The organism is Pseudomonas schmalbachii (genome assembly GCF_017589465.1).
GTDB lineage: Bacteria > Pseudomonadota > Gammaproteobacteria > Pseudomonadales > Pseudomonadaceae > Pseudomonas > Pseudomonas schmalbachii.
In genome coordinates this window covers 181,327-205,142 of sequence record NZ_JAELYA010000008.1, presented here as the reverse complement: position 1 = coordinate 205,142, position 23,816 = coordinate 181,327, and the positions used below count along the sequence as shown (strand labels likewise).

At 60.3% G+C, this 23,816-nt stretch carries 24 protein-coding genes, 1 tRNA gene and 1 pseudogene; 12 read left to right on the top strand and 14 right to left on the bottom strand.

From position 1 onward, the window contains the following. Positions 1-40 precede the first annotated feature (40 nt). Together algR and JFY56_RS19865 are read right to left on the bottom strand one after the other, a co-directional pair. A complete protein-coding gene (gene algR / locus JFY56_RS19870) occupies positions 41-787 on the bottom strand; it encodes an alginate biosynthesis regulator AlgR (RefSeq protein WP_208315773.1) in 747 nt (248 codons plus the stop codon). Between the two features lie 4 nt (positions 788-791). Next, the gene (locus JFY56_RS19865) at positions 792-1,862 is read right to left on the bottom strand and encodes a sensor histidine kinase (protein ID WP_208315772.1); all 1,071 of its coding nucleotides are present in this window, start codon (positions 1,860-1,862) and stop codon (positions 792-794) included. Positions 1,863-2,084: 222 nt separating this feature from the next. On the opposite strand from JFY56_RS19865, the gene argH reads away from it, so the two are divergent. Next, positions 2,085-3,479: an argininosuccinate lyase gene (gene argH, locus JFY56_RS19860; RefSeq protein WP_208315771.1), complete on the top strand. Its 1,395-nt coding sequence runs from the start codon at positions 2,085-2,087 to the stop codon at positions 3,477-3,479. Between the two features lie 234 nt (positions 3,480-3,713). Here argH and JFY56_RS19855 read toward each other — a convergent pair whose 3' ends face one another. The 3 genes from JFY56_RS19855 to gabD all read right to left on the bottom strand — a co-directional run bounded on the left by JFY56_RS19855 (position 3,714) and on the right by gabD (position 8,037). After that, a complete protein-coding gene (locus tag JFY56_RS19855) occupies positions 3,714-4,910 on the bottom strand; it encodes an HDOD domain-containing protein (protein ID WP_208315770.1) in 1,197 nt (398 codons plus the stop codon). 165 nt (positions 4,911-5,075) lie between these two features. Continuing rightward, positions 5,076-6,353, bottom strand: coding sequence for a 4-aminobutyrate--2-oxoglutarate transaminase (gene gabT, locus JFY56_RS19850; RefSeq protein ID WP_208315769.1), 1,278 nt, complete (start codon positions 6,351-6,353; stop codon positions 5,076-5,078). Between the two features lie 232 nt (positions 6,354-6,585). Continuing rightward, a complete protein-coding gene (gene gabD, locus JFY56_RS19845; protein ID WP_208315768.1) occupies positions 6,586-8,037 on the bottom strand; it encodes an NADP-dependent succinate-semialdehyde dehydrogenase in 1,452 nt (483 codons plus the stop codon). 702 nt (positions 8,038-8,739) lie between these two features. Between gabD and JFY56_RS19840 the strand changes: the two genes are divergently transcribed. Next, positions 8,740-8,816 (top strand) — tRNA-Arg (locus tag JFY56_RS19840). A gap of 293 nt (positions 8,817-9,109) precedes the next feature. Here JFY56_RS19840 and JFY56_RS19835 read toward each other — a convergent pair. Genes JFY56_RS19835 through JFY56_RS19825 form a run of 3 tightly spaced genes read right to left on the bottom strand, consistent with a single transcriptional unit; the run spans position 9,110 to position 10,792 of the window. Next, complete coding sequence (locus tag JFY56_RS19835) at positions 9,110-9,394, bottom strand: hypothetical protein (RefSeq protein WP_208315767.1); 285 nt, start codon at positions 9,392-9,394, stop codon at positions 9,110-9,112. Positions 9,395-9,405: 11 nt separating this feature from the next. Then, positions 9,406-10,566, bottom strand: a complete 1,161-nt coding sequence (locus JFY56_RS19830; RefSeq protein ID WP_208315766.1) for an Arm DNA-binding domain-containing protein — start codon at positions 10,564-10,566, stop codon at positions 9,406-9,408. Then, entirely contained in the window at positions 10,559-10,792 is a 234-nt protein-coding gene (locus JFY56_RS19825; protein ID WP_208315765.1) for a hypothetical protein, read from the bottom strand. Before JFY56_RS19825 ends, JFY56_RS19830 begins: the two co-directional genes overlap by 8 nt. A 114-nt stretch (positions 10,793-10,906) precedes the next feature. On the opposite strand from JFY56_RS19825, the gene JFY56_RS19820 reads away from it, so the two are divergent. Further along, complete coding sequence (locus JFY56_RS19820; RefSeq protein ID WP_425335603.1) at positions 10,907-11,155, top strand: helix-turn-helix domain-containing protein; 249 nt, start codon at positions 10,907-10,909, stop codon at positions 11,153-11,155. Between the two features lie 18 nt (positions 11,156-11,173). Here JFY56_RS19820 and JFY56_RS19815 read toward each other — a convergent pair whose 3' ends face one another. Next, a complete protein-coding gene (locus JFY56_RS19815) occupies positions 11,174-13,591 on the bottom strand; it encodes a tyrosine-type recombinase/integrase (RefSeq protein ID WP_328824939.1) in 2,418 nt (805 codons plus the stop codon). A 116-nt stretch (positions 13,592-13,707) separates the two neighbouring features. Between JFY56_RS19815 and JFY56_RS19810 the strand changes: the two genes are divergently transcribed. Further along, the gene (locus tag JFY56_RS19810; protein WP_208315764.1) at positions 13,708-13,917 is read left to right on the top strand and encodes a hypothetical protein; all 210 of its coding nucleotides are present in this window, start codon (positions 13,708-13,710) and stop codon (positions 13,915-13,917) included. 132 nt (positions 13,918-14,049) lie between these two features. On the opposite strand, the gene istB is transcribed toward JFY56_RS19810, so the two are convergent. The 3 genes from istB to JFY56_RS19795 all read right to left on the bottom strand — a co-directional run bounded on the left by istB (position 14,050) and on the right by JFY56_RS19795 (position 16,861). Then, entirely contained in the window at positions 14,050-14,796 is a 747-nt protein-coding gene (gene istB, locus JFY56_RS19805; RefSeq protein ID WP_208315763.1) for an IS21-like element helper ATPase IstB, read from the bottom strand. Continuing rightward, on the bottom strand, positions 14,793-16,343 hold the full coding sequence (gene istA / locus JFY56_RS19800) for an IS21 family transposase (RefSeq protein ID WP_208315762.1): 1,551 nt from the start codon (positions 16,341-16,343) through the stop codon (positions 14,793-14,795). The genes istB and istA overlap by 4 nt, the downstream gene beginning before the upstream one ends. Before the next feature lie 248 nt (positions 16,344-16,591). Then, entirely contained in the window at positions 16,592-16,861 is a 270-nt protein-coding gene (locus JFY56_RS19795; RefSeq protein ID WP_208315761.1) for a hypothetical protein, read from the bottom strand. 112 nt (positions 16,862-16,973) lie between these two features. On the opposite strand from JFY56_RS19795, the gene JFY56_RS19790 reads away from it, so the two are divergent. Together JFY56_RS19790 and JFY56_RS19785 are read left to right on the top strand one after the other, a co-directional pair. Further along, the gene (locus JFY56_RS19790; protein WP_208315760.1) at positions 16,974-18,038 is read left to right on the top strand and encodes a hypothetical protein; all 1,065 of its coding nucleotides are present in this window, start codon (positions 16,974-16,976) and stop codon (positions 18,036-18,038) included. Positions 18,039-18,176: 138 nt separating this feature from the next. Then, positions 18,177-18,701 (top strand): arsinothricin resistance N-acetyltransferase ArsN1 family A, encoded by a 525-nt coding sequence (locus JFY56_RS19785; protein ID WP_208315759.1) that lies wholly within the window; start codon positions 18,177-18,179, stop codon positions 18,699-18,701. On the opposite strand, the pseudogene JFY56_RS19780 reads toward JFY56_RS19785, so the two are convergent. Further along, positions 18,676-19,719 (bottom strand): annotated as a pseudogene (locus JFY56_RS19780) (flavin-containing monooxygenase); the annotation flags it as partial. The gene JFY56_RS19785 and the pseudogene JFY56_RS19780 overlap by 26 nt on opposite strands. Positions 19,720-19,762: 43 nt before the next feature. Then, on the bottom strand, positions 19,763-20,101 hold the full coding sequence (locus tag JFY56_RS19775) for an ArsR/SmtB family transcription factor (protein WP_208315758.1): 339 nt from the start codon (positions 20,099-20,101) through the stop codon (positions 19,763-19,765). Between the two features lie 116 nt (positions 20,102-20,217). On the opposite strand from JFY56_RS19775, the gene JFY56_RS19770 reads away from it, so the two are divergent. Genes JFY56_RS19770 through JFY56_RS19745 form a run of 6 tightly spaced genes read left to right on the top strand, consistent with a single transcriptional unit; the run spans position 20,218 to position 23,803 of the window. After that, positions 20,218-20,631, top strand: a complete 414-nt coding sequence (locus tag JFY56_RS19770) for an arsenate reductase ArsC (RefSeq protein WP_208315757.1) — start codon at positions 20,218-20,220, stop codon at positions 20,629-20,631. A gap of 8 nt (positions 20,632-20,639) precedes the next feature. Continuing rightward, positions 20,640-20,996 (top strand): metalloregulator ArsR/SmtB family transcription factor, encoded by a 357-nt coding sequence (locus JFY56_RS19765; RefSeq protein WP_208315756.1) that lies wholly within the window; start codon positions 20,640-20,642, stop codon positions 20,994-20,996. 19 nt (positions 20,997-21,015) lie between these two features. Beyond that, positions 21,016-21,486 (top strand): arsenate reductase ArsC, encoded by a 471-nt coding sequence (locus JFY56_RS19760; RefSeq protein WP_208315755.1) that lies wholly within the window; start codon positions 21,016-21,018, stop codon positions 21,484-21,486. 18 nt (positions 21,487-21,504) lie between these two features. Further along, complete coding sequence (gene arsB, locus JFY56_RS19755) at positions 21,505-22,566, top strand: ACR3 family arsenite efflux transporter (RefSeq protein ID WP_208315754.1); 1,062 nt, start codon at positions 21,505-21,507, stop codon at positions 22,564-22,566. 4 nt (positions 22,567-22,570) lie between these two features. Then, on the top strand, positions 22,571-23,287 hold the full coding sequence (arsH, locus tag JFY56_RS19750) for an arsenical resistance protein ArsH (RefSeq protein ID WP_208315753.1): 717 nt from the start codon (positions 22,571-22,573) through the stop codon (positions 23,285-23,287). A gap of 12 nt (positions 23,288-23,299) precedes the next feature. Further along, on the top strand, positions 23,300-23,803 hold the full coding sequence (locus JFY56_RS19745; RefSeq protein ID WP_208315752.1) for a cyclin-dependent kinase inhibitor 3 family protein: 504 nt from the start codon (positions 23,300-23,302) through the stop codon (positions 23,801-23,803). Positions 23,804-23,816 lie beyond the last annotated feature (13 nt).

The following is a 23,816-nucleotide window of genomic DNA, read 5'->3' as shown; positions in this document are numbered from 1 at the left end:
TAAGCCTGAAGCCGGCGACCTGGCTTCAGGCCAGAGGTCGCTACAGGTTATGCATGAGTCGCCGTACGCCAGCGACATGCCGTCGGCTGACGGTCAGGGCATCGCCATTGAGGCCCTTCAGATACAACTGGAAGTGCCCGAGCGGGGTGCGCTGCAGGCGCTCGATGCGCTCGCGGGAAACCAGGGCATTGCGGTGGATGCGCACGAAGCGCTCGCCGAATTCGTCCTCCAGTGCCTTCAACGGCTCGTCCAGCAGCACCTCGCCGCCGGCGTGACGCAGGGTCACGTACTTGTGGTCGGCTATGAAGAAGATCACCTCTTCCAGCGGGATCAGCTCGATGCCCTTGCGGGTCCGCGCGCTGATATGGCTGCGTGGGCCCGGGCCGCCGGCCGCCGGCGGCTTGGTCAGCGCGGCGAGCTGCATGCGGTTCGGCCGCGAGGCCTTCTTCAGCGATTCGGCCAGGTCTTCGGGGCGCACCGGCTTGACCAGGTAGCCGACCGCGCTGACCTGGAAGGCTTCCAGGGCGAATTCGTCATGGGCGGTACAGAAGATCACTGCCGGCGGGGCTTCACGCTCGCACAGTTTGGCGGCAACCTGCAGGCCGTCGAGGCCGGGCATGCGGATATCCAGCAGGACGATATCCGGCTTCAGGCTGTCGATCAGCGCCAGCGCTTCTTCGCCATTGCTGGCGGCAGGCTCGAGGACGCGGTATCCGTCCATCTGCCCCACCAGCCGGGCAAGGCGCTCACGCGCCAGGGGTTCGTCATCGACGATCAGGACATTCATAGGCTCAAGCTTCCTGCATGAGACGCGCACAAGGATAGCGTAGACAGGTGAAGTGCCGCCCGTCACGGCGCTCGACGCTCAGACTAGCCTTTGGCCCGAAAAGTGCCGTAAGTCGCGCCGCAATATTCTGCAGCGCCTGCTTTGTCCCCTTCGACGGCAAGGCCTCGTTCGCCTCGTCGTAGGGGTTGCTCACACAGAGCTGGAACACGCCGTCACGGTAGCTCGCTTCCACCTTCACCAGACCACCCTCGATACGCGGCTGGATGCCGTAGATCAGAGAATTCTCCAGCAACGGCTGCAGGGTCAGTTGAGGAATCGGCACGCCGTCGGGCACGCCGCTCACCTGCCACTCCATCTGCAAACGATCGCCAAAGCGAAACTGCTCCATGGAAAGATAGCGCCTGGCCAACTCCACTTCCTCCCCCCAGGAAATTAAAGTCCCGGGTTTCGCCAGGCTGGCGCGGAAAAGATCGGACAGATCGAGCACCGCGGCCTCGGCCTTGACCGGGTCCAGCTCGATCAGAGTGGCGATGCTGTTCAGGCTGTTGAACAGGAAATGCGGGCGGATGCGCGCCTGCAGCGCCTCGATCCGCGCGCGCAATTCGGCCTGTTCCTGCTTGCGCCACTGGCTCTGCAGGTAGAAATAGCGCAGCAGCAGGGTCGACATGATGAGGGCGATCAACGCGTGGCGCAGGTACAGGTTGACCTCGCCGGTGCGCGGCAACGGGCCGCCCAGTTCGAAATAGTCCGCCACCGCGGTGCAGCCCAGGGTCAGCGCCACCACCAGGGCGCAACTGGCCAGCCCGGCGACGCCCGCCGGCCAGCGCGCCAGCAGCGGCCGCAGGCGGCAGAGCAGCGCGGCGGACAGCAGCACGATCCATTGCACGAACAGCGAGGCGAGCGCCAGGCGGATCCAGTTGAAGCCGGGCACCATCGGCTCGGCGAGCACCAGCACCAGCACCAACAGCTCGGCGAGCAGCACGAGGCTGAACAGCGACTCCGGCTGGCACAGTTCGGGGATGAAGAAATCGTCCTGGGGTGCCGGCCTGCCGCCGGTCTTGATCTGGATTGGCATCGACGCAGTTTCCGCAAGGTTCCGCCCATCGGCAAGCTGGCGATTCGCCGCCAGCGCAGAAATGTCGCCCAGCGCAAGAATCCCGCCACCCTGCGCGGCTCCACCGCCCCATCGCCCGCCAAAGCGCACGCCGGTTTTGCCCTTCAGCCTGCTATTATCGTTCCACTTTGCCCGTCACGCAGGCCGCACGCCCGCGCCTGCCCGTTTCCACGAGAGATATCCATGAGCGTAGAGAAGACCAACCAGTCCTGGGGCGGCCGCTTCAGCGAGCCCGTAGACGCCTTCGTCGCCCGTTTCACCGCCTCCGTCGACTTCGACAAGCGCCTCTACCGCCATGACATCATGGGCTCCATCGCCCACGCCACCATGCTGGCCAAGGTCGGCGTACTGACCGACGCCGAGCGCGACACCATCATCGACGGCCTCAAGCAGATCCAGAGCGAGATCGAGGCCGGCAGTTTCGACTGGCGCGTCGACCTGGAAGACGTGCACATGAACATCGAAGCGCGCCTGACCGACCGCATCGGCATCACCGGCAAGAAACTGCACACCGGCCGTTCGCGCAACGACCAGGTCGCCACCGACATCCGTCTGTGGCTGCGCGACGAGATCGACATCATCCTCGCCGAAATCACCCGCCTGCAGCAGGGCCTGCTGGAGCAGGCCGAGCGCGAAGCCGACACCATCATGCCCGGCTTCACCCACCTGCAGACCGCCCAGCCGGTCACCTTCGGCCATCACCTGCTGGCCTGGTTCGAGATGCTCAGCCGCGACCACGAGCGCCTGGTCGACTGCCGCAAGCGCGCCAACCGCATGCCGCTCGGCAGCGCCGCGCTGGCCGGCACCACCTACCCGATCGACCGCACCATCACCTGCGAACTGCTGGGCTTCGAGGCGATTTCCGGCAACTCGCTGGACGGCGTTTCCGACCGTGACTTCGCCATCGAATTCTGCGCCGCCGCCTCGCTGGCGATGATGCACCTGTCGCGCTTCTCCGAAGAACTGGTGCTGTGGACCAGCGCGCAGTTCCAGTTCATCGACCTGCCCGACCGCTTCTGCACCGGCTCCTCGATCATGCCGCAGAAGAAGAACCCGGACGTGCCGGAACTGGTGCGCGGCAAGTCCGGCCGCGTGTTCGGCCACCTGACCGGCCTGCTGACCCTGATGAAAGGCCAGCCGCTGGCCTACAACAAGGACAACCAGGAAGACAAGGAACCGCTGTTCGACGCCGCCGACACCCTGCGCGACAGCCTGCGTGCCTTCGCCGACATGGTCCCGGCGATCAAGCCGAAGCGCGAGATCATGCGCGAAGCGGCCCGCCGCGGCTTCTCCACCGCCACCGACCTGGCCGACTACCTGGTGCGCAAGGGCCTGCCGTTCCGCGACTGCCACGAGATCGTCGGCCACGCGGTGAAATACGGCGTCGACACCGGCAAGGACCTGGCCGAGATGAGCCTCGACGAACTGCGCAAGTTCAGTGATCAGATCGGCGACGACGTATTCGCCGTACTGACCCTGGAAGGCTCGGTGAACGCCCGCGACCACATCGGCGGCACCGCCCCGGCGCAGGTACGCGCAGCGGTTGCACGCGGCAAGGAACTGCTGGGTAAGCGCTGACCAGAGATCGCGGGCATGGCCCACTCCTACGGGCTGCGATGCCCACCGTAGGTTGGCGCTGAGCCTGCGAAGCCCAACATCGCCGCGACCGGGTGTTGGGCTTCACTGCGTTCAGCACCAACCTACGGCACTACTCCTGAACGAAACCGCGTAGGAGTGGGCCTGCCCGCGAAAAAGCGCGCTTGCGATACCCATCATTCATGACCGCATGGGTATCGCTTCGCTCAACCCATCCTACAGAGCTTCCAGCAATCTCCGCTGTGCCGACTTCAAGCCCAGCATCCGCGCCGCCTTCGACTCCAGCAGCTCACCCCGCTGCTCCTGCGGCATCCGCACTGCGCTGGCGGCGAGATTGAGAATCAGCGCTTCGCGGGAAAACACTCCGGCGGATACGCCGTAAGCCGCCGCGATCAGCTCGCGCAGCTCCAGCGGCAGGCGCCAGCGGGCACGCAGGGCGGAGCCGAAGCCGGCGCCCAGCTCGCGCAGACAGCCCTCGATCTCGTCCTCATCCAGCTCGCCGCCGCCGTTGCACCAGTCCTGCAGGCTGCGCAGCAGCGCCAGCTCGCCCAGGCAGTGCAACAAACCGGCGGTGTAGCAGCGCGGGGCATCCGCGCCCAATGCCAGCGCCAATGTCTGGGCGGAGTCGGCGCAACGCTGCGACAAATCCCAGAACTGTTCGGCGGACTGCTTCAGCAACGGCTCGTCGAGCTGCGCCGCACGCTGCAGGCTCACCCCCAGCGCCAGATTGAGCGCCTGGGTCAGGCCCAGCCGGGCAAGTGCCTGGGCCAGGGTCTGGCAGGACATGCCGACATGCTGTGCCGCGCTGTTGGCCGCCGCGATCAGGCAGGCGGTGATCTGCGGATCGCGCCCGAACTCATTCTCCAGATCAGCCAGGACGCATTCCTCGGCATTCAGGCACCGCCGCGCCGCCAGCTCCACTCCGTCCATCAGCGGCGCCCCATCGGTCGAGTCGCGCGCCGTGCGCAGGAAGTCCTGCAGGCTGGTTTGCGGATTCATCGACGGCAGATCGCAGACCACTTCCTGCCCGGGGACCAGCAGCAGTTTCTGCAGGCGCTGGCGCAGGTTCTCGGCATTGAAGGGCTTGATCAGGTAGGCGGTCGGGGCCAGTGGGAGCGCCGCGCGTACACTTGCCGCGTCCGCTCGCGAGCTGATCAGGATGAACGCCTCGCCGCGGCGCATCTGCCGCGCCGCACGCAGCACGTCCAGGCCGTCGGCGAGAGGCAACTCCTGCTCCACCAGCGCCAGGGCGAAGGGTTGTTGGCGCAACGCCTCGATAGCCTGCGGGCCATCGCCAACGTACTGCACATCGGCATCGCAACGGACATTCAGCACCAATTGCCCGAGCAGCTCACGGCTCCAGGAATCGGCGGCGGCGACCAGTACGGCGGGCGCCGGAATCAATTCAGTCATGGGAATCCTTGTCGAAGCCGCTAACCATAGCCGAGCGGAATGCCCCATTCCAGAGCGGTGCGGGGCATTCTTTTCTGACGCCAGCGGACTGACGAACTCCGGCGCCCCATGAATCGCAAGCAAAAAAAGACCCGCTTGCGCGGGTCTTTTTCACGGCTCGCCGGCTTACGCCAGTTCGTCGAAGCACTCGGCCACGATCGCGATCCCTTTCTCCAGCTGCGCGTCAGGAATGGTGACGGGCATCAGGAAGCGGATGACGTTGTAGTAGGTGCCGCAGGAGAGCAGGATCAGGCCCTTCTCGCGCGCACGCACGACGATCTTGCTGACCAGCTCGGCAGCCGGCTTGCTTTCGTCGCCGCCTTCGAACAGCTCGATGGCGACCATCGAACCCAGGCCACGGACGTCGCCGATAACCTTGTGCTTGGCCTGGATGGCGCGCAGGCCGGTCTTCAGGCGCTCGCCAACGGCTTGCGAACGTTCCAGCAGCTTCTCTTCATCGAACACCTTCATCACGGCCAGGGCCGCGGCGCAGGCGATCGGGCTGCCGGCATAGGTGCCGCCCAGGCCGCCCGGAGCGACGCTGTCCATGATCTCGGCCTTGCCGCATACGCCGGAGATCGGGAAGCCGCCGCCGACAGACTTGGCGAAGGTGGTCAGGTCCGGAACGATGCCCAGCTGCTCGGTGGCGAAGAAGGTGCCGGTACGGCCGGCGCCGGTCTGTACTTCGTCGCAGATCAGCAGGATGCCGTGCTCGTCGCACAGGGCGCGCAGACGCTGCATGAAAGGCTTGGAGTTGACGTAGAAGCCACCCTCGCCCTGAACCGGCTCGATGATGATGGCAGCGATGTCACGCGGCTGGGCATCGTTCTTGAAGATGCGCTCGATGCTGGCGATGGAATCGTCTTCGCTGACGCCATGCAGCTCGCACGGAGCCAGGGCGCGGAAGATGCCGCCCGGCATCAGGCCCATGCCGGCGGAGTACGGAACGACCTTGCCGGTCAGGCCCAGGGTCATCATGGTGCGGCCGTGGTAGGCGCCGGTGAAGGCGATCACGCCGGCGCGGCCAGTAGCGGCACGGGCGATCTTCACGGCGTTCTCGACGGCTTCGGAGCCGGAGGTGACCAGCAGGGTCTTCTTCGGGAAGTTGCCCGGAACGCGCTTGGCGATCTCTTCGCACAGCTCGATGTACGGCTCGTAGGCCAGCACCTGGAAGCAGGTGTGGGTCAGCTTGGTCAGCTGTTCCTGAACGGCGGCGACCACTTTCGGGTGCAGGTGGCCGGTGTTCAGTACTGCAATGCCGCCCGCGAAGTCGATGTACTCGCGGCCGTCAACGTCCCATACGGTAGCGTTTTCGGCGCGCTCGGCGACGATCGGGTGGATCTGGCTGACGCCGCGGGCGACGGCAGCGTTACGGCGTTGCAGCAGGGATTCGTTTTTGCTCATGGTGTCCTCAGTTGGCCGCTCATCGGTCGACCAGGTTCAAGGATGAAGACGGGGGAGAAGACGCACAGGACAGCATACGATGATCGACTGTCGCGGCTCTTGCGGCCCGCCGGGTGGTTTGTACCGGTGCCACCACCGGAAAACGCCGGCAGCGGATGGCTATCAGCTCTTGCCTGCCATCCGCCAACCCACGGAAAACCATCTGCCGGGCGCGAGGCCCGGCAGCGTTACATCAGATACCGCCGAGGCAGAGGTACTTCACTTCGAGGTAATCCTCGATGCCGTACTTCGAACCTTCGCGGCCCAGGCCCGAGGCCTTGATGCCGCCGAACGGCGCCACTTCGTTGGAGATCAGGCCGGTGTTGATGCCCACCATGCCGTACTCCAGCGCCTCGGCCACGCGGAACACGCGACCCAGGTCGCGGGCATAGAAGTAGGAAGCCAGGCCGAACTCGGTGTCGTTGGCCATGGCAATCACATCGGCCTCGTCCTTGAAGCGGAACAGCGGCGCCAGCGGGCCGAAGGTTTCTTCCTTGGCGACGGCGGCGTTCTTCGGCACGTCGACCAGCACGGTCGGCTCGAAGAAGGTGCCGCCCAGGCTGTGCGGCTTGCCACCGGTGACGACCTTGGCGCCCTTGCTGACGGCGTCGGCGATGTGCTCCTGGACCTTGGCCACGGCCTTCTCGTCGATCAGCGGACCGGTGGTGATGCCCTCTTCCAGACCGTTACCGATCTTCAGCTTGGCGACGGCCACTTTCAGCTTCTCGACGAAGGCGTCGTAGACACCGTCCTGGATGTACAGGCGGTTGGCGCAGACGCAGGTCTGGCCGTTGTTGCGGTACTTGGAGATCAGCGCGCCTTCGACGGCGGCATCCAGGTCGGCGTCATCGAAGACGATGAACGGCGCGTTGCCGCCCAGTTCCAGAGACACCTTCTTGATGTCCTTGGCGCACTCGGCCATCAGTTGGCGGCCGATTTCGGTCGAACCGGTGAAAGTCAGCTTGCGCACGATCGGGTTGCCGGTCAGCTCGCCACCGACTTCGCCGGCGCTGCCGGTAACCACACTGAACACGCCTTTCGGAATGCCGGCGCGCTCGGCCAGTTCGGCCAGGGCCAGGGCGGAATACGGAGTCTGCGAAGCGGGCTTGAGCACCATGGTGCAGCCGGCGGCCAAGGCCGGGCCAGCTTTACGGGTGATCATCGCGGACGGGAAGTTCCACGGGGTGATGGCCGCGGTCACGCCGATCGGCTGCTTGATCACGATCAGGCGCTTGTCCGGCTGGTGACCCGGAATGGTGTCGCCATAGATGCGCTTGGCTTCTTCGGCGAACCACTCGATGAAGGAGGCGGCGTAGACGATCTCGCCCTTGGCTTCGGCCAGCGGCTTGCCCTGCTCGGTGGTCATCAGGCGGGCCAGGTCGTCCTGGTTCTCGATCATCAGCTCGAACCAGCGGCGCAGCTTGTTGGCGCGCTCCTTGGCGGTCAGCGCACGCCAGGCCGGCAGGGCCTTTTCGGCAGCCTCGATGGCACGACGGGTTTCTGCTGCGCCCATCTTCGGCACGCTGCCGATGATTTCGCCGGTCGCCGGGTTGTTCACCTTGATGGACTGGCCGCCATCGGCATCCACCCAGGAGCCGTCGATATAGGCTTGTTGACGGAACAGCTTGGCATCTTTGAGTTGCATAAACCTGTCTCCTTCGAGGAATGCCACTGGCAGCGGGGCTACCTCGACTACCCCGCCTGCCTTGTTATTCGGGATTCGGCGGGCGCCCGGCCCAACCGCCATCTCGCACCGCTCACCGGACTTCGAGTCCGGAACGCAGCCATATGTTTCGCCGCGCGACGATCACCGGGCCGAAACATCGTGCCTGCAACGCGCGGGCGCGAAGAGAATAGCTGCCTGTCGCCGATGCCTGTTCCGGATTCCCGTGTCGGGAGCCATGACAAGGAATTATTCGCCGGCTGGACGCCAGCGCCACGACATTCCGACCAGACTCACCCACGGAGCCCACGCGCCCCACATTGAAAAGGGGCCAATACAACGTATAGAAGGAGGCACGGCCGGGGGCGTTTGAAATGTCAAACGCATCCTAGGGCCATGTAAATCAAAGGGCAATAGCTCGTTCGAAAAATCCAACGAAAGTATTGAGTTACCCGGTATTTACTGAACACTCGCCGAAGAAAACGGTACGTTCGTTCGATATCGCGAACGAACATGGCTGGCATGGACGCACGCCGCACAGATGCGTATGATTGCGCCCTGCCGCGCCAGCCGCGGCATACGCATCCGTAGCTCAGCTGGATAGAGTACTGCCCTCCGAAGGCAGTGATCATCGGGTTGAGAAGCTCGGAAGCTAGTGGTCAAATAGGCCGCTGCAAAATTTACGCACCAGTAGCTCAGCTGGATAGAGTACCGCCCTCCGAAGGCGGGGGTCGTGGGTTCGAATCCCGCCTGGTGCGCCATATCTCCTTGATTTAAAAGACATTCCTATAGAGTCTTGGCCGATTCAGCTCATGTGTCGGCTCTCTTCCAAGATCCCTCCCTGCATCAGCCGCCTGCCTGTAGTGACTACTGCCCTCAGCGTCATTTTTCGGCCGCTTTTCGGGCTGTGCCAATTCTGTGCCCAAGCCGTGCCGCGCGAGCGAACGGGATGCTGCTTCACACCCGGCGATTGAGCACTGGCCATGAGCAGGCACATCTCCTCTATCGGTTTGAGGCCCATAAGTAGAAGGGGCCTATTGGCCCCTTCGTCGGTTCAGTTGTTGATCAGGTCTTCCAGTTTTTCGATCAGGAAATCCAATGGGCTGCGGCCCTCCAGGCGCTTTTCGAAAACCTCGTTGCGATGGTAAGCAACCCAGGTGTCGAGCGCCTGACGGTTGTCCTTCTCGAATCCAGAGCCGAGAACGCAGACCAACTCGGTTCCGCGAGGGTGTTCCAGATAGTGGCTCATGGCCGAGGCCAAGTGCTTTAGGTACTGGTGCTCACGAGCCTCCATCGATGGGTGCAGGAAAGTGACGTTGCTGCGCTTGATCAATTTCATGTCGCCACTCCTCAAGCCTTGAGATTGGCTTGAATAAGGTTGTCGAAGGCGCTGCCGTCGCGCCGGGTCAGGTTGGGGACATAACGCGAGTAGACTCGGAACAGCATCTCTGTAGTCGTATGTCCCATCTGCCTGGCGATCCATTCCGGGTTTTCACCCGCGGCCAGCCACAGGGTCGCTGCGGTATGGCGGGTCTGATAGGGGCGCCGTCGGCGTAGCCCCAGGTGGCGAAGCAACGGATACCAGACCCGGTTGTTGATGTTGCGGTACGCAAATGGCGTCTCCTCCCGACTGCAGAAGACGAACTGCCCGGCACCGGTCTTCTGCTGCTGATCGAGCAGGGCCTGGTAAACCGGCCCCGACATGTCGATCTCGCGCTGCGAGCCGTCACTCTTCGTGTAATCAAGCTTGCCGCCGACCCAGCTTTCGCGGATCAGAATCTGCCGGCGTTGGAAATCGACGTATTTCCACTGCAGGCCATCGATTTCTGCAGTGCGCATGCCGGTAAAGAAGCGCACCGTGTAGTAATTGCGGAAGTCTTCACGTACTGCCCCAAGGATCTGCAGCACCTCTTCCAGAGTGAAGGGTTCCACATCGGTCTTGGGGACCTTCAGCGATTTGATGTTGAGGTACGGTGAAGTAAACTCGAACCGGTCAGCTGCCTCACTAAGGATCATGCGCAATGGCGTCATGATGTGGTTGATTCGCGTCGCTGACAGAGCCTGTCCCTTCAGCCCGGGAACTTTGCCGAGTGCCGAGCGGAAGGACAGGATTTCTGCCTTGGTGATGGCGCTGACCTCTTTCTTGCCGAATTCAGGTAGCAGGTGTTTGTCGAGTGTGAGGCGCACCGTCTTTGTGTGCGTGTCGCGCCACTCCACCCGCTTTTCGTCGAACCAGCGCTCGGCGAAGTCCTTGAACAGCGGTGTCCTCAACTGGGCACAGCCAGCCTGCAGCCGATTGAACTCCGCCACCTTGCTGCTCTGCGGGAAGTAAGTTGCGTAATCAAAGACCCCAAGAGTGATTTCGGCCTCGATGCGCTCGAGGATTTTCTCCAGCTTTCTACGGTTGGCCGGCGTGTCGGGCAGCATCGTCTGCTCACGACAGCGCTTGTCCAGATAGGTGAAGTCGAAGAACAACTTCTGATTGTCCGAGCGGGCGCGAATCTTACCCATGACAGATGCCTCCACCAACCATCGGCACCAGGCCGGAGGTACGGGAGTACTTCTGCATGTCCTCTTCGATAGCTTCCCAGATGAACAGGATCTTACGACCGCCGAAGGGGCGGAAGTAATGGATGCCTTCGAGCAGCACCGAATCCTTCAGTCGATTACGGATAGTGCGCACGTCGTACTTCATGCGCGTGGCAAGCTCTTCGGTTGTTAGATAGGTTTGAGACATTGCAATGTCCTCTCTGCTAGATTGAGCGGCAGAGGAGTCTTATGGGCTTCTGAAGCCACATAATGATCTCCTGCAGATCAAAATAACGTCTTTTTTGAACAATACAAGATCAAAATGATCCCCAGGAGATCATTTTTCCAGGAGAGAAGGATGGTTAAGTGCCATTTGTCCCGCCTACTGGGGGAGCGGAAGCTGAAGATCAGTGACGTAGTGCGGGAGACAGGAATCAACCGGGGAACCCTGACGCGGCTCTATCACGAGACCGCGCAGAGGGTCGAGTTGAAGGACCTGGAGACCATCTGCCGGTACCTGAACTGCCAGGTAGAGGATCTCTTGGAAATCCAGAATGATCCGGAGGGCTGAACAGCCCTCCGGCCCCATTCATGTCCGGAAATGCCAGTCGATGGAGGCCATCAGGAATAGGTAGCGCAGCGCTGCCCCCGAATGTCGGTTCTGCTGCCGCCCCTCCTCCAGCGCCAGCGTGGCCCGAATTCCAAGATGGGTATTTTCGGCATCCGGATTTTCGGGCGCATGCTGGCTAATCGGCCGACGAATATTCCCGAGCTGCTGACGCCAATGTGACTTGGCGGCTCTGGGCTTTCGTGTGTCGTAGATAATCAACTCGATGGATTGGGCGGGAGCGCCGATGGCTGTGAGCAGCCACAGGTAGTCCCGTGCATGCTCCTCGTCGCAATCACGGTAAAAACGCAGCGTCGTTTCCGTTGCCCGACAGCGTTCGACGAAATCGTCTATCGCTCGACTGGCACGCTCGCTCTCCGCTCCCTCCAGCAACTCGTAGAGACGTCCTGCATACCCTACTACGGCATCTCTTCCACCATGTCGAGGAGGCATTGGTATGAGCGATGGCGTCTCAGCCTGCAGAGAGGCTCGCAGCCTGTGCTTGCCCCCAGCCTCCGGTTGAGATCTCTGCGTCAGGCCGCGGATATACTGAGCTCGATCCAGCATCATGCTCCGCTCTTCTGTCGCGAACTCCAGCCACTCCAGATTGATCTGCCGACCACTACTCTCGGCATACGATGCGTATGCCAGCATCGACTCGATCCGGCGAATACGCTCGATCGCCCAGTTATTTTCGACCTGCTGAACGGCGAAACAAACCGCAGCCCGTCGAGGCCGTCTTTTTCTCTTGAGCGACTTGATCCGGCCAATGATCCGCAACAGATGTTCTGGACCGCCGACGGAACCGGAATCCATCGTAGGCAGGCTGACCTTGGCAATCGACGCGACGTTATGCGCGCTGAAAAGCCAGGCCCTGGGGTTCCACTGCCAGGCCTGGGCCATTACCAGAGGCAGGCTGTGGATGTAGTGCAGCAGTGAGGTTTTGGGGCTACCGTGACCGAGCAGAGCACTGACGATATGGACGATACGCCGCGTGGGGCCACCGTGGGTAGATATAAGTGCTTCACGCTGCCTGGCATTGTCGCTGAGCCATCGAGTGGTCAGGGGCAGATCACGGAATATCAACTCCGCCGATGAGTCGGTAATGGTTCCCATCAGTTTGAGCATCTGCCAGGTGGCGCAGGAATGCCGCAGGTGATGGTAGTGAATAACCTCGGAACCTGTGACTGCGCGCATGCAGGCATGAAGTGCTGGTAATAAGGTGCTTTCGCTGACCCACTGAGTTCTCAGCTCCGGGATGCAGAATAGAAACTCCGATGAAGGCGCCCGGCTTTCTTCTACTTGCCGTTGCTGGTACCAACCCATCAACAGTTCGAGTTCATCGGGTGCCAACAACAGGCGGAGCGGTAACCGCCGAACCGAGTTCTGGGTTTTCAGACCGCGCTGTGCATGTGGCCGTACAAGCAGGTCGACCGGCAGATCCAACCCTGCCAGCTCCTGGTTGGAGAGAATCCGCATCTCCGGGTGACGCCTGCGAATACGTTCGCTGGCTTCACTTGATAATTCGGGCAGATGTAGATCACTGAGCCGCAGCTTCAAGGCCTCATTGCGCCGCAGCCCCAGCCGGAATCCCAAGATCAAGAACAGCTTGGCAGCCGTGACCAGACGCGGGGTCCGAAATTCCAGCCCGCTGGTGTCCAAGGCGCGCAAAACGGCCTGATATTGGTCCTCGGATAGGATCCGGGCATCAACGCTAGCCACATCCCGGCCAATGCCCAGAACCGAGTAAGGGCTGATCGGTGGATAGTGAAAGCGACGCCCCAGAAATGCGTGGAACTCATGAATCGCCTTGGCCAAGGTGCGGCGCTTGCCATCGGTTATCTGGGCATCGAGGACCGTCTCGTAGACACTCTCCAGTGCATCGGGCTCCATCTGGAAAACACTCTGGCCACCCAATTGCGACGCCAACGCTTCCCCGAGCAGTCGGGTGTACCGGGCGATGCTACTGCGCCCAATATCGTGACCGTATACGGACGATCCACCTACCAGGTAGGCAACCCACTCTCTGATGAGCACTTCAAGTGCTTCAGGACCCTCAGTCTCTGGCGATAGCTCGACAGGTTCACTTGCCCGGATCTGCCGACACAAATCCAGCACCCAATCGGGAGTATCGGTTTTTTCCTTTCCGTACTCGTCCGATCTGACACTATCTCCATAGGTGCCAACCGGATCTTCCAGGCCTGGATAGCCGAACATTTCCCCCCAAGACGATGGTCTCAGCGACTGCGATACGAACCCATGCCGACATGCGAAATTCACCAGGATGGGAAATTGCGCCGCACTTGACCAGTGAGTCTCACCAAAGCTGACCTGGTGTTTGCATTCGACTTGACCACCCAATTGCATTCGACTTGACCAGTCGTTTGCGTTCAGCGCCACCAGGTGCGCCTGAGCTCGGCAGGGCTTTGGAATAACCGGTACGCGGCAAGCTATTCTTCAGGGCGATTCGGGGCCTACCGGCAAGGCGCCGGAGCTCTTCGCTTGAGGAACATCACGTGGGCATCGAGAAAACGAAAAGACTCATCAGCACCCGCAGCGAGGTGAACGCGAACCTGCTGCTCACTGCTGGATGGACACTATTGCTCGTGGCCGATCGCCAAGAGGGTGAGTACCAATGGGTGCAGTACCACTTTGGGTGGCAGCACGAGAGCGAGCCGAGGGACATCACCTTCACCGGCGTTGAAGATGGGCCCCCGGCATTTTGAAGTGTGGCTGCAGGTATCTGTTGGGCTATCCCAGAGCTCAGTGGTCTATTTTCCGAGGTGGTTCAGTCGGTTGCATTCCACTTGACCAGTTGCGTTCGACTTGACCAGTTGCATTCGACTTGACCACCTGGCCTACGATCGCGTCCTGCTCCTCGACCGGCGCATCGATTCACCCTTCAATGTGATCGGGTGAGTCTTGTAGAGAATGCGGTCCAGGATGGCGTCTGCAATCGTCGGGTCACCAAAAAGCTCGTACCACTTTTCCTTCGGGTATTGACTGGTGATCAGCAGTGACCCGTTTTGGGATTGCTGGTCGATCACGTCCAGCAGGAACGGCCCAAGCTGAGGGTCAATGCCGCCGATGCCCAGATCATCGATGATCAACAGCTCCACTCGAACGAGCTGACGTCGGAGCCTTGGCATCGTGTGGTCGGCGTACGAAAGCGAAATGTCCTCAAACAGCTTGGACGCGGTCCGGTACATCGTGTGAATACCTTGGCGGCACGCTTGATTGCCCAATGCGCATGCGAGCCAGGTTTTTCCGGTACCGGTCGCGCCGGTGATGATCACGTTCTGCCGGCGTCTGAGCCACTCGCATTCGCCGAGTGTCATGATGGTGTTTCGGTCTAGCCCTCTCGATGCTTTGAATTCGATGGTTTCCAGAGTGGCCTGTGTCTCCCGCAGTTTGGCAGCCTTTAGTAGACGCTCGATTTTCCTGGTCTCGCGCTCGCTTTTCTCGGCATCCATCATCAGTCCGAGGCGAGTTTCGAAGGGCTGGCTGAGCAATGCCGGGTCTTCCAGCTGGCGCTCATAGGCCTCGGCCATCCCGCAAAGCCCGAGACTGCTCAAACTTTCAGCTGTGTTAGCGATCGTTTTCATGGCAGTTCTTCTCCTTGAGTGGCGTAATATTGAGCACCGCGAATGTTGTCATGCTCAATCACGGGTGCTGGCTTTCGAGTAATTGGACGCAAATCGGATTGGTTGCGGATAATTGACCGCAGACGTTCAGAGCTCAAAATGTTGAGCTCATTTGCATAGGTGCACGCCGACTCCAAGCGCGACACTGTGATCTCGCCCTTGCGTACGTCGCGCCTGATTCCGATAACCGCTTTCCTTCCCGAGGCGAAGTCTCGGCGCAGCTGCAGGTTGTTCCTAACGAAGATCAGCGTTTGCGGCCCCACCGTCTCAGCCCAGGCAATCAGCATTTCGGGCTGAGTATCTAGGGCATAGGCGTGGCTGGGTGAAAGATGCTCACTCAAGGTACTGGTCCCGCGCTCATCTTTGATCCTGTGAGTGCTGATGACTTTCCGTTGGTGAAGGATCTCTAGCCACTCACCTTGCACCCGTAGGTCGACAAGCAAGTTGGCATAGTGATATGGGACCGAATAAGCATGCTGCCCATATATGACATGGTAATCACTGCCTGCTCGCACTTGGTAAACCCACTGGGAGTAACTGTAGCGGCGCTCGGGCAATACCTGCATCGCAAGCAGGTCTGACTCATAAAAACGGACCTGCCTGCTCACCGGGTAGGTTTTGGTGACCCGCTTATTCAGCTCTGTTATCCAGTACTCAATTTTGTTGTTGAGCTCATCTATAGAGAAGAATGTCATGGACCTAAGCCTGGCCAAGACATAACGCTGAACAATCTGGACACCAATTTCTCCCAGAGACTTGTCTTTGGGTTTGTTAGGTCGGGCGGGGAAGATCTGAAACTCATAGTGCTCTGAGAACTCGGCATACGCTCTGTTGAGCACGACCTGCTCACGTGTCGTTTTAATCACTGCCGCCTTGAGATTGTCCGGCACCACGTAACGCGGTACCCCTCCAAAAAATTCCAGGGCGCGTATGTGCGCTGTCAGCCAATCTGAAACGGTCTGGCTGGGGACGGCCGTCGCGAAAAGGTAGCCAGAGCACCCCATCGTGGCGACAAAGATCTGGGCATAGGACACCTCGCCTGTGACGGGATTGGTGATCGGCATGGTCCGGCCGCAGAAATCGACAAAGCACTTGTCACCGGGTGCATGCACTTGGCGCATGCTTAGCTTCTGCCGTTTGACCCACTCCCGATAGATACGGGTGTACTGGGGGTAAGACAATCCCTCGGGTTCACCCAGTCGATACTCTTGCCAGAGCAGCTCAAGCGTCACATCCGGCAGTTTGAGTTGCTCATGGACTTCCGGCCACTGGGGCCTGTTCTTCCTCCCTTTTGGTACGCTCCGGTACAGTCCGAGGCGCGCGTCCAAAGCATCGTTGTTGAGGTCTTTGAGGTTCTCCCAGCACTCGCCGCTCATGAGCAGGCGATCGCGAATGTTGCGCACCGAGTTGTGAGAGATCTTCGCCAGCCGGGCGATAGCCCTGTTGGATAGCGTCGGATCGCTCGCAAGGCGCAACACCTCGCGCTGCGTCTCGATTGGTAATTTCATGCCGCCTCCCGCGCTGTGGGCATACGTGCACCTCACAGAACGCGCCGCGTGAATTTTGTAGATGAACGGGGGCTGACCAGCTTGACGCCGGTCGCGGAGGGACACAGAATGATGACGCGCAAGTAGCAAATTGCCGAACACCAAAAAAAGCCTAGGGCTCCACCCCTGGGCTTTTTTGCGTCCCTAATCCACCTGTCGTGCTAGGACGGTTTCATGAGCGCTTCCTCAAAATGAGTTTTGGGAACGTGCTACATCGTTTTGTCGGTAGCCGCAGCACAGCGCTGCCGAGCTATCCAGGTTGCGACTTCTTTCGACAGGGCAAATGACCCTCTACGGTTCGGGACATCAAACAGCGGCACCTCAATCCTCCCCCGTTGCTTCGCCTTGCGAAAAGCTTCGTAGGAGGCGTAGCCAAGTTCTCGCCAGAGCGCAGCACTGCTCACCATCAGGCCATACCGATCTTTCAGGTCGACCTCCAGCTCTGTAGCGAGGATGTCTACTTCGGTGCGCTCTTCCATCTTGCTGTTTGTCCCATCTGGTCGCAGTTCATGGTAATGAAGGGGCGCCTTGCCTACCAGCCGTAGGAACACTACCGTTATTACGGTACAGGCTTTTCGAGTCGGCACCTAAATGACTGATTATGAACGGCTTATTGAGTGCTACCTGGATTTCGCAAAGAGACTGCGATCAAAAAACGATTCCGATGAGACAGAAAATCGCCCTTGGCTGGAGTGTCTGAGGGTCGAATTTTGGTACTCGGGCTTGAAGCAACGCACGGGCATACAGTCTGCTTATGGGCTGGAACTTCATTTCGAGGGGGATTCATTCAAGAGGAACAGCAATGGGACCATTCGTCACTACCGCAGCAAATGGTCTAGCTACGAAAAACACCTGTTTACCCCCAGGGCTGCGACGCTGGAGAGGGTCGAGCAGCTCGCCCCGGGCTCTACCTATGACTTGAACCATCCGCTATGGACGGTGATGTCAGAGTTCAACGCCGACACCCCCTTGGACTTCAGCGCGGTCCTTCGCAGCTTAAGCCCGGACACCCTGGCCATCTTATTTCAGGTTGAGCATTTAGGTTGCTCAACTTATTCAGTTCGTGCTTCCAGCAACCAGCTTCTGCTGGACAAGCTGGAACGCCGCGCAAGCTTAGACGCGCTGACCGCACTAATTGTTCTTTTGCTCGAAGCCAAAAAGCTAAACCAACCTGCATTTGCGTTAAGTGCTGCGAAGTCCATAAACAATGTACTGTTCATGATTTCTATCGAGTTGGCGTCCCGCAATGTCGCGCAACAGTTAATTGATTGGATCATTGAGCACATTTTGCCCTTAGGCACTCCGTCGCACTTGAAGATAACTATGGCCGGAGAGGACTATGTTCACGCCTCTCTTCATTTGAATTTGATGGTTTATCAGGACTCGAAACGTAGACAGCAGTGCTTGTCTTGGGCCCAGCGGGTGAAAATCATGAACCAGTTGCTCAGTGGTCGCATGGGGCTGGACGTGTGCTATGCCATGCAGCCTAGTTACAAACTTGGCGTCGACGAAAGCAAGATCTCTGCTGAATTGCTCCATACCTTTCTGCGCAGCACCGCACTATGGCAATGGGCGTGGGATGGTATCGAGGAGGGACGAATAGAACGGTTTCCCCCCGCTGATTTACTGATTGCGAGCTTCCCTACCAAGCGCTGATTGCTCGGACAGTCGCCGCCGAAATGTGAAAATCCCCATGCCCGCGTTGTACAGTGCTGGTACGCCGGGGGGTGAATAGGCAGTTGCCGAAAGAAAAATGCAGCCCTCTAACCACTAGTTCCCGCGAAAGGAAGTCAGATGCACATCCGCCTTGCTCAACTCAGCGATGTCCAGGCCATTGCCGAGATCTACAACCAGGGGATCGAAGACCGCAGCTCTACGTTCGAGACCCAGCCGCGCACTGCTATGGATGTGCAGCCGTGGGTTGCCGATATGTCCCGTTACCCGGTGCTGGTCGTCGAGGTCGACGGCGCGGTAGTGGCGTGGGCAAACCTGAGCAGCTACCGCGCTCGTTCGTGCTACGCCGGCATCGCCGACTTCTCGATCTATCTGCGCCGTGACGTCCGCGGACGTGGCATCGGCAAGGCGCTGCTCAAGGCATTGCTCCGTGAGGCTGAGGCACGCGGCTTCTGGAAGGTCCTCTCCCGCATTTTCACCTTCAACGAGGCGAGCCTTGCGCTCTGTCAGTCCTGCGGTTTCAGGACGGTTGGCGTCTATGAGAAGCACGCTTGCCTTGAAGGCCGTTGGCTGGATTGCGTGATCGTTGAGCGGGTGTTTCCGTCGAACCAACCCGGTCCAGATGACGAAGCAGCCGGGGCATGAGGTAGCCCGCGTCAGCCCCTACACCCCTGAGGGTTGCCGAGGCGAAGTTCCTTTGCTTGGGCAGCCCGACGAAGTACAGGCCGGGCACCTGATCTGCCACGCCGTTTCGCTGCAGGACACGACCGTGCTGGTCGGCGACTGGAAGGCGTGCCAGAAACTCCAGGTTCGGCCGGAAGCCCGTGGCGAAAATCAGCGCGTCGGCCTGGTGGGTGGTTCCATCCGGCCAGACAACGCCTTCGGGCAACACCTGCTGGAACATCGCTTTGCGCTGAAGCCGCTCGGTATCCAGGGCTTTCCGATACTTGCCGGTATCCAGTACAGGCGTGCTCTGGTCACTCAACCATCGCGTGTGCTCCAACCGGGTGAATTTCAGCCAGGCATGAAAATCGAGCCCCAGGATCCGCTGGGGGAAGAAGCGGATCTTCTCGCGGGTCGCGAGCACTACCTGCGCAACGCCGGCAAGCTCATAGGCAATTTGAACCGCCGAGTTCGCCGCGCCGACCACGACGACGCGCTGGCCGGCAAAGGCCTCAGGCGTTCGATACGCCGAGCTGTGCAGGCAGGTACCTGAAAAGCTTTCCAGGCCAGGGATGTCAGGCGTGCTTGGACGGCTGAAGCCCCCTGATGCCACGACCACCGCACGCGCCGTGAAGGTCGATCCGTTGGCAGCGCGAACTTCGAATGCTTTGTCCTTCTGCACGACTTCCAGCACTCGGGTGCCGCCCTCAAAGGGCAGTTGAAACTCGGCGGCGTATGCCTCCAGGTACTGCACTACTTCGTCTCGCAGTGGGTAGCCCTGGGGATCGCCGGGAAACACCATTCCCGGTAGCGCTGAATACTCTGCCGGGGAGAACAGTTGCAGGCTGTCGTAATAGTTACGCCAGTTTCCGCCTGGGCGCATCTGCTCATCCAGGATCAGAAAGTCCAAGCTGTGTTGCTGCAAATGCCAGCCAAGCGCCAAACCCGCTTGCCCACCACCGATGACGATCACATCCACCGCGCGACTCGATTTATTCATATGTGCGCACTCATGCATATATCAGGGCAAAAAAGGGCACGAGCTACGGGCAGCACAGCGACACCAGACCCTTGGTTCGCTGGAGCAGGCCCTCAAGGCGCTCGACGATCGCCCCACCATTCACTTCGTAGAACACCTGCCTGCCCATCTTGGTGGCCTTCACGATCTGGGCGTCGTGCAGCACCTGTAGGTGCCTGGAGACCACCGAGCGCTCCTGCGGCAGCTCTTTGGCGATTTCACCGACATCCGCCCGGCCCAGCAGGAGCACACGCTTAAACACCGCGACCCTGGAGGGCTCGCAGAGTGCTTTGAAGAAGGCTTCGTCCAGCGACTCGATGGCAGCGTCGATGGCTTGGGTGCGGAGGTTCTGGTTGGTCGTCATGCCGCCAATATATGTGCACGAATATGCACATGTAAAGCCATCCCGTCCGTAGAGGGTTGCGATACATTCGAAAAAGCGTATATTCGAAAAACCATATACACGCAGAGAACCTCGTGATGACTGGCAAGATCCGCGTCCTGTTTGTTTGCACCGCAAACGCTGCTCGCTCCCAGCTCGCCGAAGCATTGCTCCGACACACAGACCCTGTGCGTTTTGAAGCTTTCAGCGCCGGCACTCAGCCTGGCGAGGTCGATCCGCGTACCTACGCGGCGCTTGAGCACCTCGGTATCGATGCCAGCGGCCTGCGCAGCAAATCCATGGATGAGTTCGTCGACGGACACTTCGACTACGTCATCACCCTTTGCGACAAGGCGGCGCTGGAATGCCAGTTCCTGCCGGAATTCGGGGAGCGCCTGATGTGGCACTTCGAAGATCCAGTCACCAGCGACAAGCACGATGCCTTCCGCCACACGCTTCACGAAATCCATGAGCGCATCAAGATGTTCGTCCTCGTGAAAACCAAACACTGAGAATCGTGATGACTGATCCACTGACCCCTACCAAGGTTTTCAAATGCCTCGCCGACGAGAACCGCATTCGGATGATGCTGCTGATCGCCCGCGAGGAAGAGCTCTGCGTCTGTGAGCTGATCTGTGCGCTGGAAGAAAGCCAGCCCAAGGTTTCCCGCCACCTGGCGCAGTTGCGCACCTGTGACCTTCTGGCAGACCGCCGCCAGGGCCAATGGGTGTACTACCGACTGCATCCAGAGCTGCCCGCCTGGGTACGCGAGATCCTGGAAACGACGCTGGAGGCCAATGGTGAGTGGCTGAACAGCAGTTCCACTCGACTGGACGCCATGGGTGACCGCCCACAGCGCGTCGCCACCTGCTGCTAATCATTGCCGAGCAAAACCGATGAAAGTTCTGTTCCTCTGCACCGCCAATAGCTGCCGCAGCATCCTGTCAGAAGCCGTGTTCAACCACCTGGCCCCGGCCGGTATGAAGGCCTACAGCGCCGGCAGCCAGCCCAAAGGCGAGGTACATCCGCTGTCCATCTCCGCGCTGCAGCGCGCCGGTATTTCCACCGATGGCCTGAGCAGCAAATCCAGCGATGCACACGCCGAGCTGGCACCGGACTTCGTCATCACCGTCTGCGACAAGGCCGCCGGCGAAGCCTGCCCTGTGTTCTTCGGGCCGGCAGTAAAAGCCCATTGGGGGCTTTCCGATCCTTCGGACCTGCAGGGTAGCGCCGCCGAATTGGATGCGGCTTTCGACATCACGCTTGAGCAGATCAAGCGACGCCTCAAGGCATTCCTCGCACTGCCTTTTGAACAACTGGATGCCGCGCAGCTCAAGGTCGAGCTGGTCCGCATCGGAACGCTCTGACGTTTAGGGAGATCCACCATGAGCAAAAGCCGACTTTCCTTCCTCGACCGTTACCTGACGGTCTGGATCTTTCTGGCCATGGGCCTGGGTATCGCCCTGGGCAGTTTGTTCCAAGGATTGCCCGCGTGGCTGAACAGCCTGTCGGTAGGCTCGACAAACATCCCCATCGCGATTGGCCTCATCGTCATGATGTACCCGCCGCTGGCGAAGGTGAAATACGAGGAACTGCCTCAGGTTTTCAAGGACAAGCGCATCCTCGTACTGTCGCTGATCCAGAACTGGGTGATCGGCCCAGTGCTGATGTTCGGGCTGGCGGTAGTGTTCCTCTCCGACAAGCCCGAGTACATGACCGGCCTGATCCTCATCGGCTTGGCGCGCTGTATCGCCATGGTGCTGGTGTGGAACCAGATCGCCGGTGGCAACAACCAGTACGTGGCAGGCCTGGTCGCCTTCAACAGCATTTTCCAGATCCTGTTCTTCAGCGTGTACGCCTGGATCTTCCTGGGCCTGCTGCCGCCACTGTTTGGCCTTGAGGGTAGCGTGATCGAGACCAGCTTCCTCGACATCGCTCAGTCGGTGCTGATCTATCTGGGCATCCCGTTCTTGGCCGGCTTCCTGACCCGCAAGATCCTGATCAGTAGCAAGGGCGAGACCTGGTACCAGGAGCGCTTCATTCCGAAGATCAGTCCGCTGACCCTCGTGGCGTTGCTGCTGACCATCGTGGCCATGTTCAGCCTGAAGGGCGACATGGTGCTGCAGCTGCCGCTGGATGTGCTGCGCATCGCCATCCCGCTGACCATCTACTTCGTGGTGATGTTCTTCATCAGCTTCTGGATGGGCAAGCTGCTGGAGGCCGACTACCCACGCACCACCGCGCTGGCGTTCACCGCAGCAAGCAACAACTTCGAACTGGCCATTGCCGTGGCCATCGCTACCTTCGGCCTCGCTTCGCCGGTCGCCTTTGCCACCGTCATCGGCCCCTTGGTGGAAGTGCCGGTTCTGATCTCACTGGTGGGTGTGGCCTTGTGGCTCAAACGCCGCTGGTTTGATCAGCCCTCTGGTGCCTTGTCTCAGGAGTAAAATCATGACCGAACACCACATCCCCAACATCGACAACGAACTGGTCGACCTGCCGTCCACCGACAAGCTCGCGATCGAGCAGCAGTCCACCCATAAACCGCGCATCCTGCTGCTGTACGGGTCGACACGCGAACGCTCCTTCAGCCGTCTGCTGACAGAAGAAGCGGCACGCCTGCTGGAGCACTTCGGTGCGGAGACGCGGATCTTCAATCCCACAGGCCTGCCACTGGCGGATGACGTGCCCGATGACCACCCCATGGTCAAGGAACTACGTGACCTGGTGCTGTGGTCGGAAGGCATGGTCTGGTGCTCGCCTGAGCGCCACGGCGCGATGACCGGCGTGTTCAAGTCGCAGATCGACTGGATTCCACTGAGCATGGGCGCCGTGCGCCCGACGCAAGGCAAGACCCTCGCGGTGATGCAGGTCTGCGGCGGCTCGCAGTCGTTCAACGTGGTCAACCAGCTGCGCGTCCTCGGTCGCTGGATGCGCATGTTCACCATCCCCAACCAGTCGTCCGTACCCAAGGCCTACCTGGAGTTCGACGAGGCCGGCCGCATGAAGCCCTCGGCGTTCTACGACCGTGTCGTTGACGTGATGGAGGAGCTGGTGAAGTTCACCCTGCTACTTCGTGATCGCTCCGACTACTTGGTCGATCGCTACTCCGAGCGCAAGGAGTCGGCTGAAGAACTTTCCAAACGCGTTAATCAACGATCCATCTGAGGCTTTCTGAGCATGCAACTGCACCCGTATTCCGTGCTGGCGACTCCCGAGCTGATCGGCCAGCTGATCTTCACCCCGTGCCCTGGTACCAAGGACACCTCGGTATCTCAAGCGTTGGCAACGCTGCGCGAGGCCGGTGCGAGTGCACTGGTCACACTGATGCCGAGTGAAGAGCTGCTGCAGAACGAGATCGACCTGCTGCCCGAGGAGTGCCAACTGCTGGGCCTCGAATGGTTCCACCTGCCGGTGGAAGACGACCAGGCGCCCGGCGAGCCCTTTGCTGCCGCCTGGGAGATCCACCGGGAACGCCTGAAAGAGTTGGTGATGACTGGCAAGACGATCGCCATTCACTGCAAAGGCGGCTCCGGCCGCACCGGCCTGTTTGCGGCCCGCCTGATGATCGAGTGCGGCATTCCCGTGCAGGAAGCTGTTGCTCAGGTCCAGGCCCTGCGCCCACGTGCAATTCAGAACCCTGCGCACGTCGACTACATCAACCAGTTCGCCAATACCCTCTGACCGTCCCCTGACG

Excerpts from the sequence above, each read along its gene's own strand:
- gabT (WP_208315769.1), bottom strand. The coding sequence starts at position 6,353 with ATGAGCAAAAACGAATCCCTGCTGCAACGCCGTAACGCTGCCGTCGCC.
- JFY56_RS19825 (WP_208315765.1), bottom strand. The coding sequence starts at position 10,792 with ATGTCTCAAACCTATCTAACAACCGAAGAGCTTGCCACGCGCATGAAG.
- JFY56_RS19835 (WP_208315767.1), bottom strand. The coding sequence starts at position 9,394 with ATGAAATTGATCAAGCGCAGCAACGTCACTTTCCTGCACCCATCGATG.
- istA (WP_208315762.1), bottom strand. The coding sequence starts at position 16,343 with ATGAAATTACCAATCGAGACGCAGCGCGAGGTGTTGCGCCTTGCGAGC.
- algR (WP_208315773.1), bottom strand. The coding sequence starts at position 787 with ATGAATGTCCTGATCGTCGATGACGAACCCCTGGCGCGTGAGCGCCTT.
- JFY56_RS19790 (WP_208315760.1), top strand. The coding sequence starts at position 16,974 with ATGACTGATTATGAACGGCTTATTGAGTGCTACCTGGATTTCGCAAAG.
- JFY56_RS19830 (WP_208315766.1), bottom strand. The coding sequence starts at position 10,566 with ATGGGTAAGATTCGCGCCCGCTCGGACAATCAGAAGTTGTTCTTCGAC.
- JFY56_RS19855 (WP_208315770.1), bottom strand. The coding sequence starts at position 4,910 with ATGACTGAATTGATTCCGGCGCCCGCCGTACTGGTCGCCGCCGCCGAT.
- JFY56_RS19795 (WP_208315761.1), bottom strand. The coding sequence starts at position 16,861 with ATGGAAGAGCGCACCGAAGTAGACATCCTCGCTACAGAGCTGGAGGTC.
- JFY56_RS19775 (WP_208315758.1), bottom strand. The coding sequence starts at position 20,101 with ATGACGACCAACCAGAACCTCCGCACCCAAGCCATCGACGCTGCCATC.
- JFY56_RS19765 (WP_208315756.1), top strand. The coding sequence starts at position 20,640 with ATGACTGATCCACTGACCCCTACCAAGGTTTTCAAATGCCTCGCCGAC.
- JFY56_RS19865 (WP_208315772.1), bottom strand. The coding sequence starts at position 1,862 with ATGCCAATCCAGATCAAGACCGGCGGCAGGCCGGCACCCCAGGACGAT.
- argH (WP_208315771.1), top strand. The coding sequence starts at position 2,085 with ATGAGCGTAGAGAAGACCAACCAGTCCTGGGGCGGCCGCTTCAGCGAG.
- JFY56_RS19745 (WP_208315752.1), top strand. The coding sequence starts at position 23,300 with ATGCAACTGCACCCGTATTCCGTGCTGGCGACTCCCGAGCTGATCGGC.
- arsB (WP_208315754.1), top strand. The coding sequence starts at position 21,505 with ATGAGCAAAAGCCGACTTTCCTTCCTCGACCGTTACCTGACGGTCTGG.
- istB (WP_208315763.1), bottom strand. The coding sequence starts at position 14,796 with ATGAAAACGATCGCTAACACAGCTGAAAGTTTGAGCAGTCTCGGGCTT.
- JFY56_RS19770 (WP_208315757.1), top strand. The coding sequence starts at position 20,218 with ATGACTGGCAAGATCCGCGTCCTGTTTGTTTGCACCGCAAACGCTGCT.
- JFY56_RS19760 (WP_208315755.1), top strand. The coding sequence starts at position 21,016 with ATGAAAGTTCTGTTCCTCTGCACCGCCAATAGCTGCCGCAGCATCCTG.
- JFY56_RS19785 (WP_208315759.1), top strand. The coding sequence starts at position 18,177 with ATGCACATCCGCCTTGCTCAACTCAGCGATGTCCAGGCCATTGCCGAG.
- JFY56_RS19820 (WP_425335603.1), top strand. The coding sequence starts at position 10,907 with ATGATCCCCAGGAGATCATTTTTCCAGGAGAGAAGGATGGTTAAGTGC.
- gabD (WP_208315768.1), bottom strand. The coding sequence starts at position 8,037 with ATGCAACTCAAAGATGCCAAGCTGTTCCGTCAACAAGCCTATATCGAC.
- arsH (WP_208315753.1), top strand. The coding sequence starts at position 22,571 with ATGACCGAACACCACATCCCCAACATCGACAACGAACTGGTCGACCTG.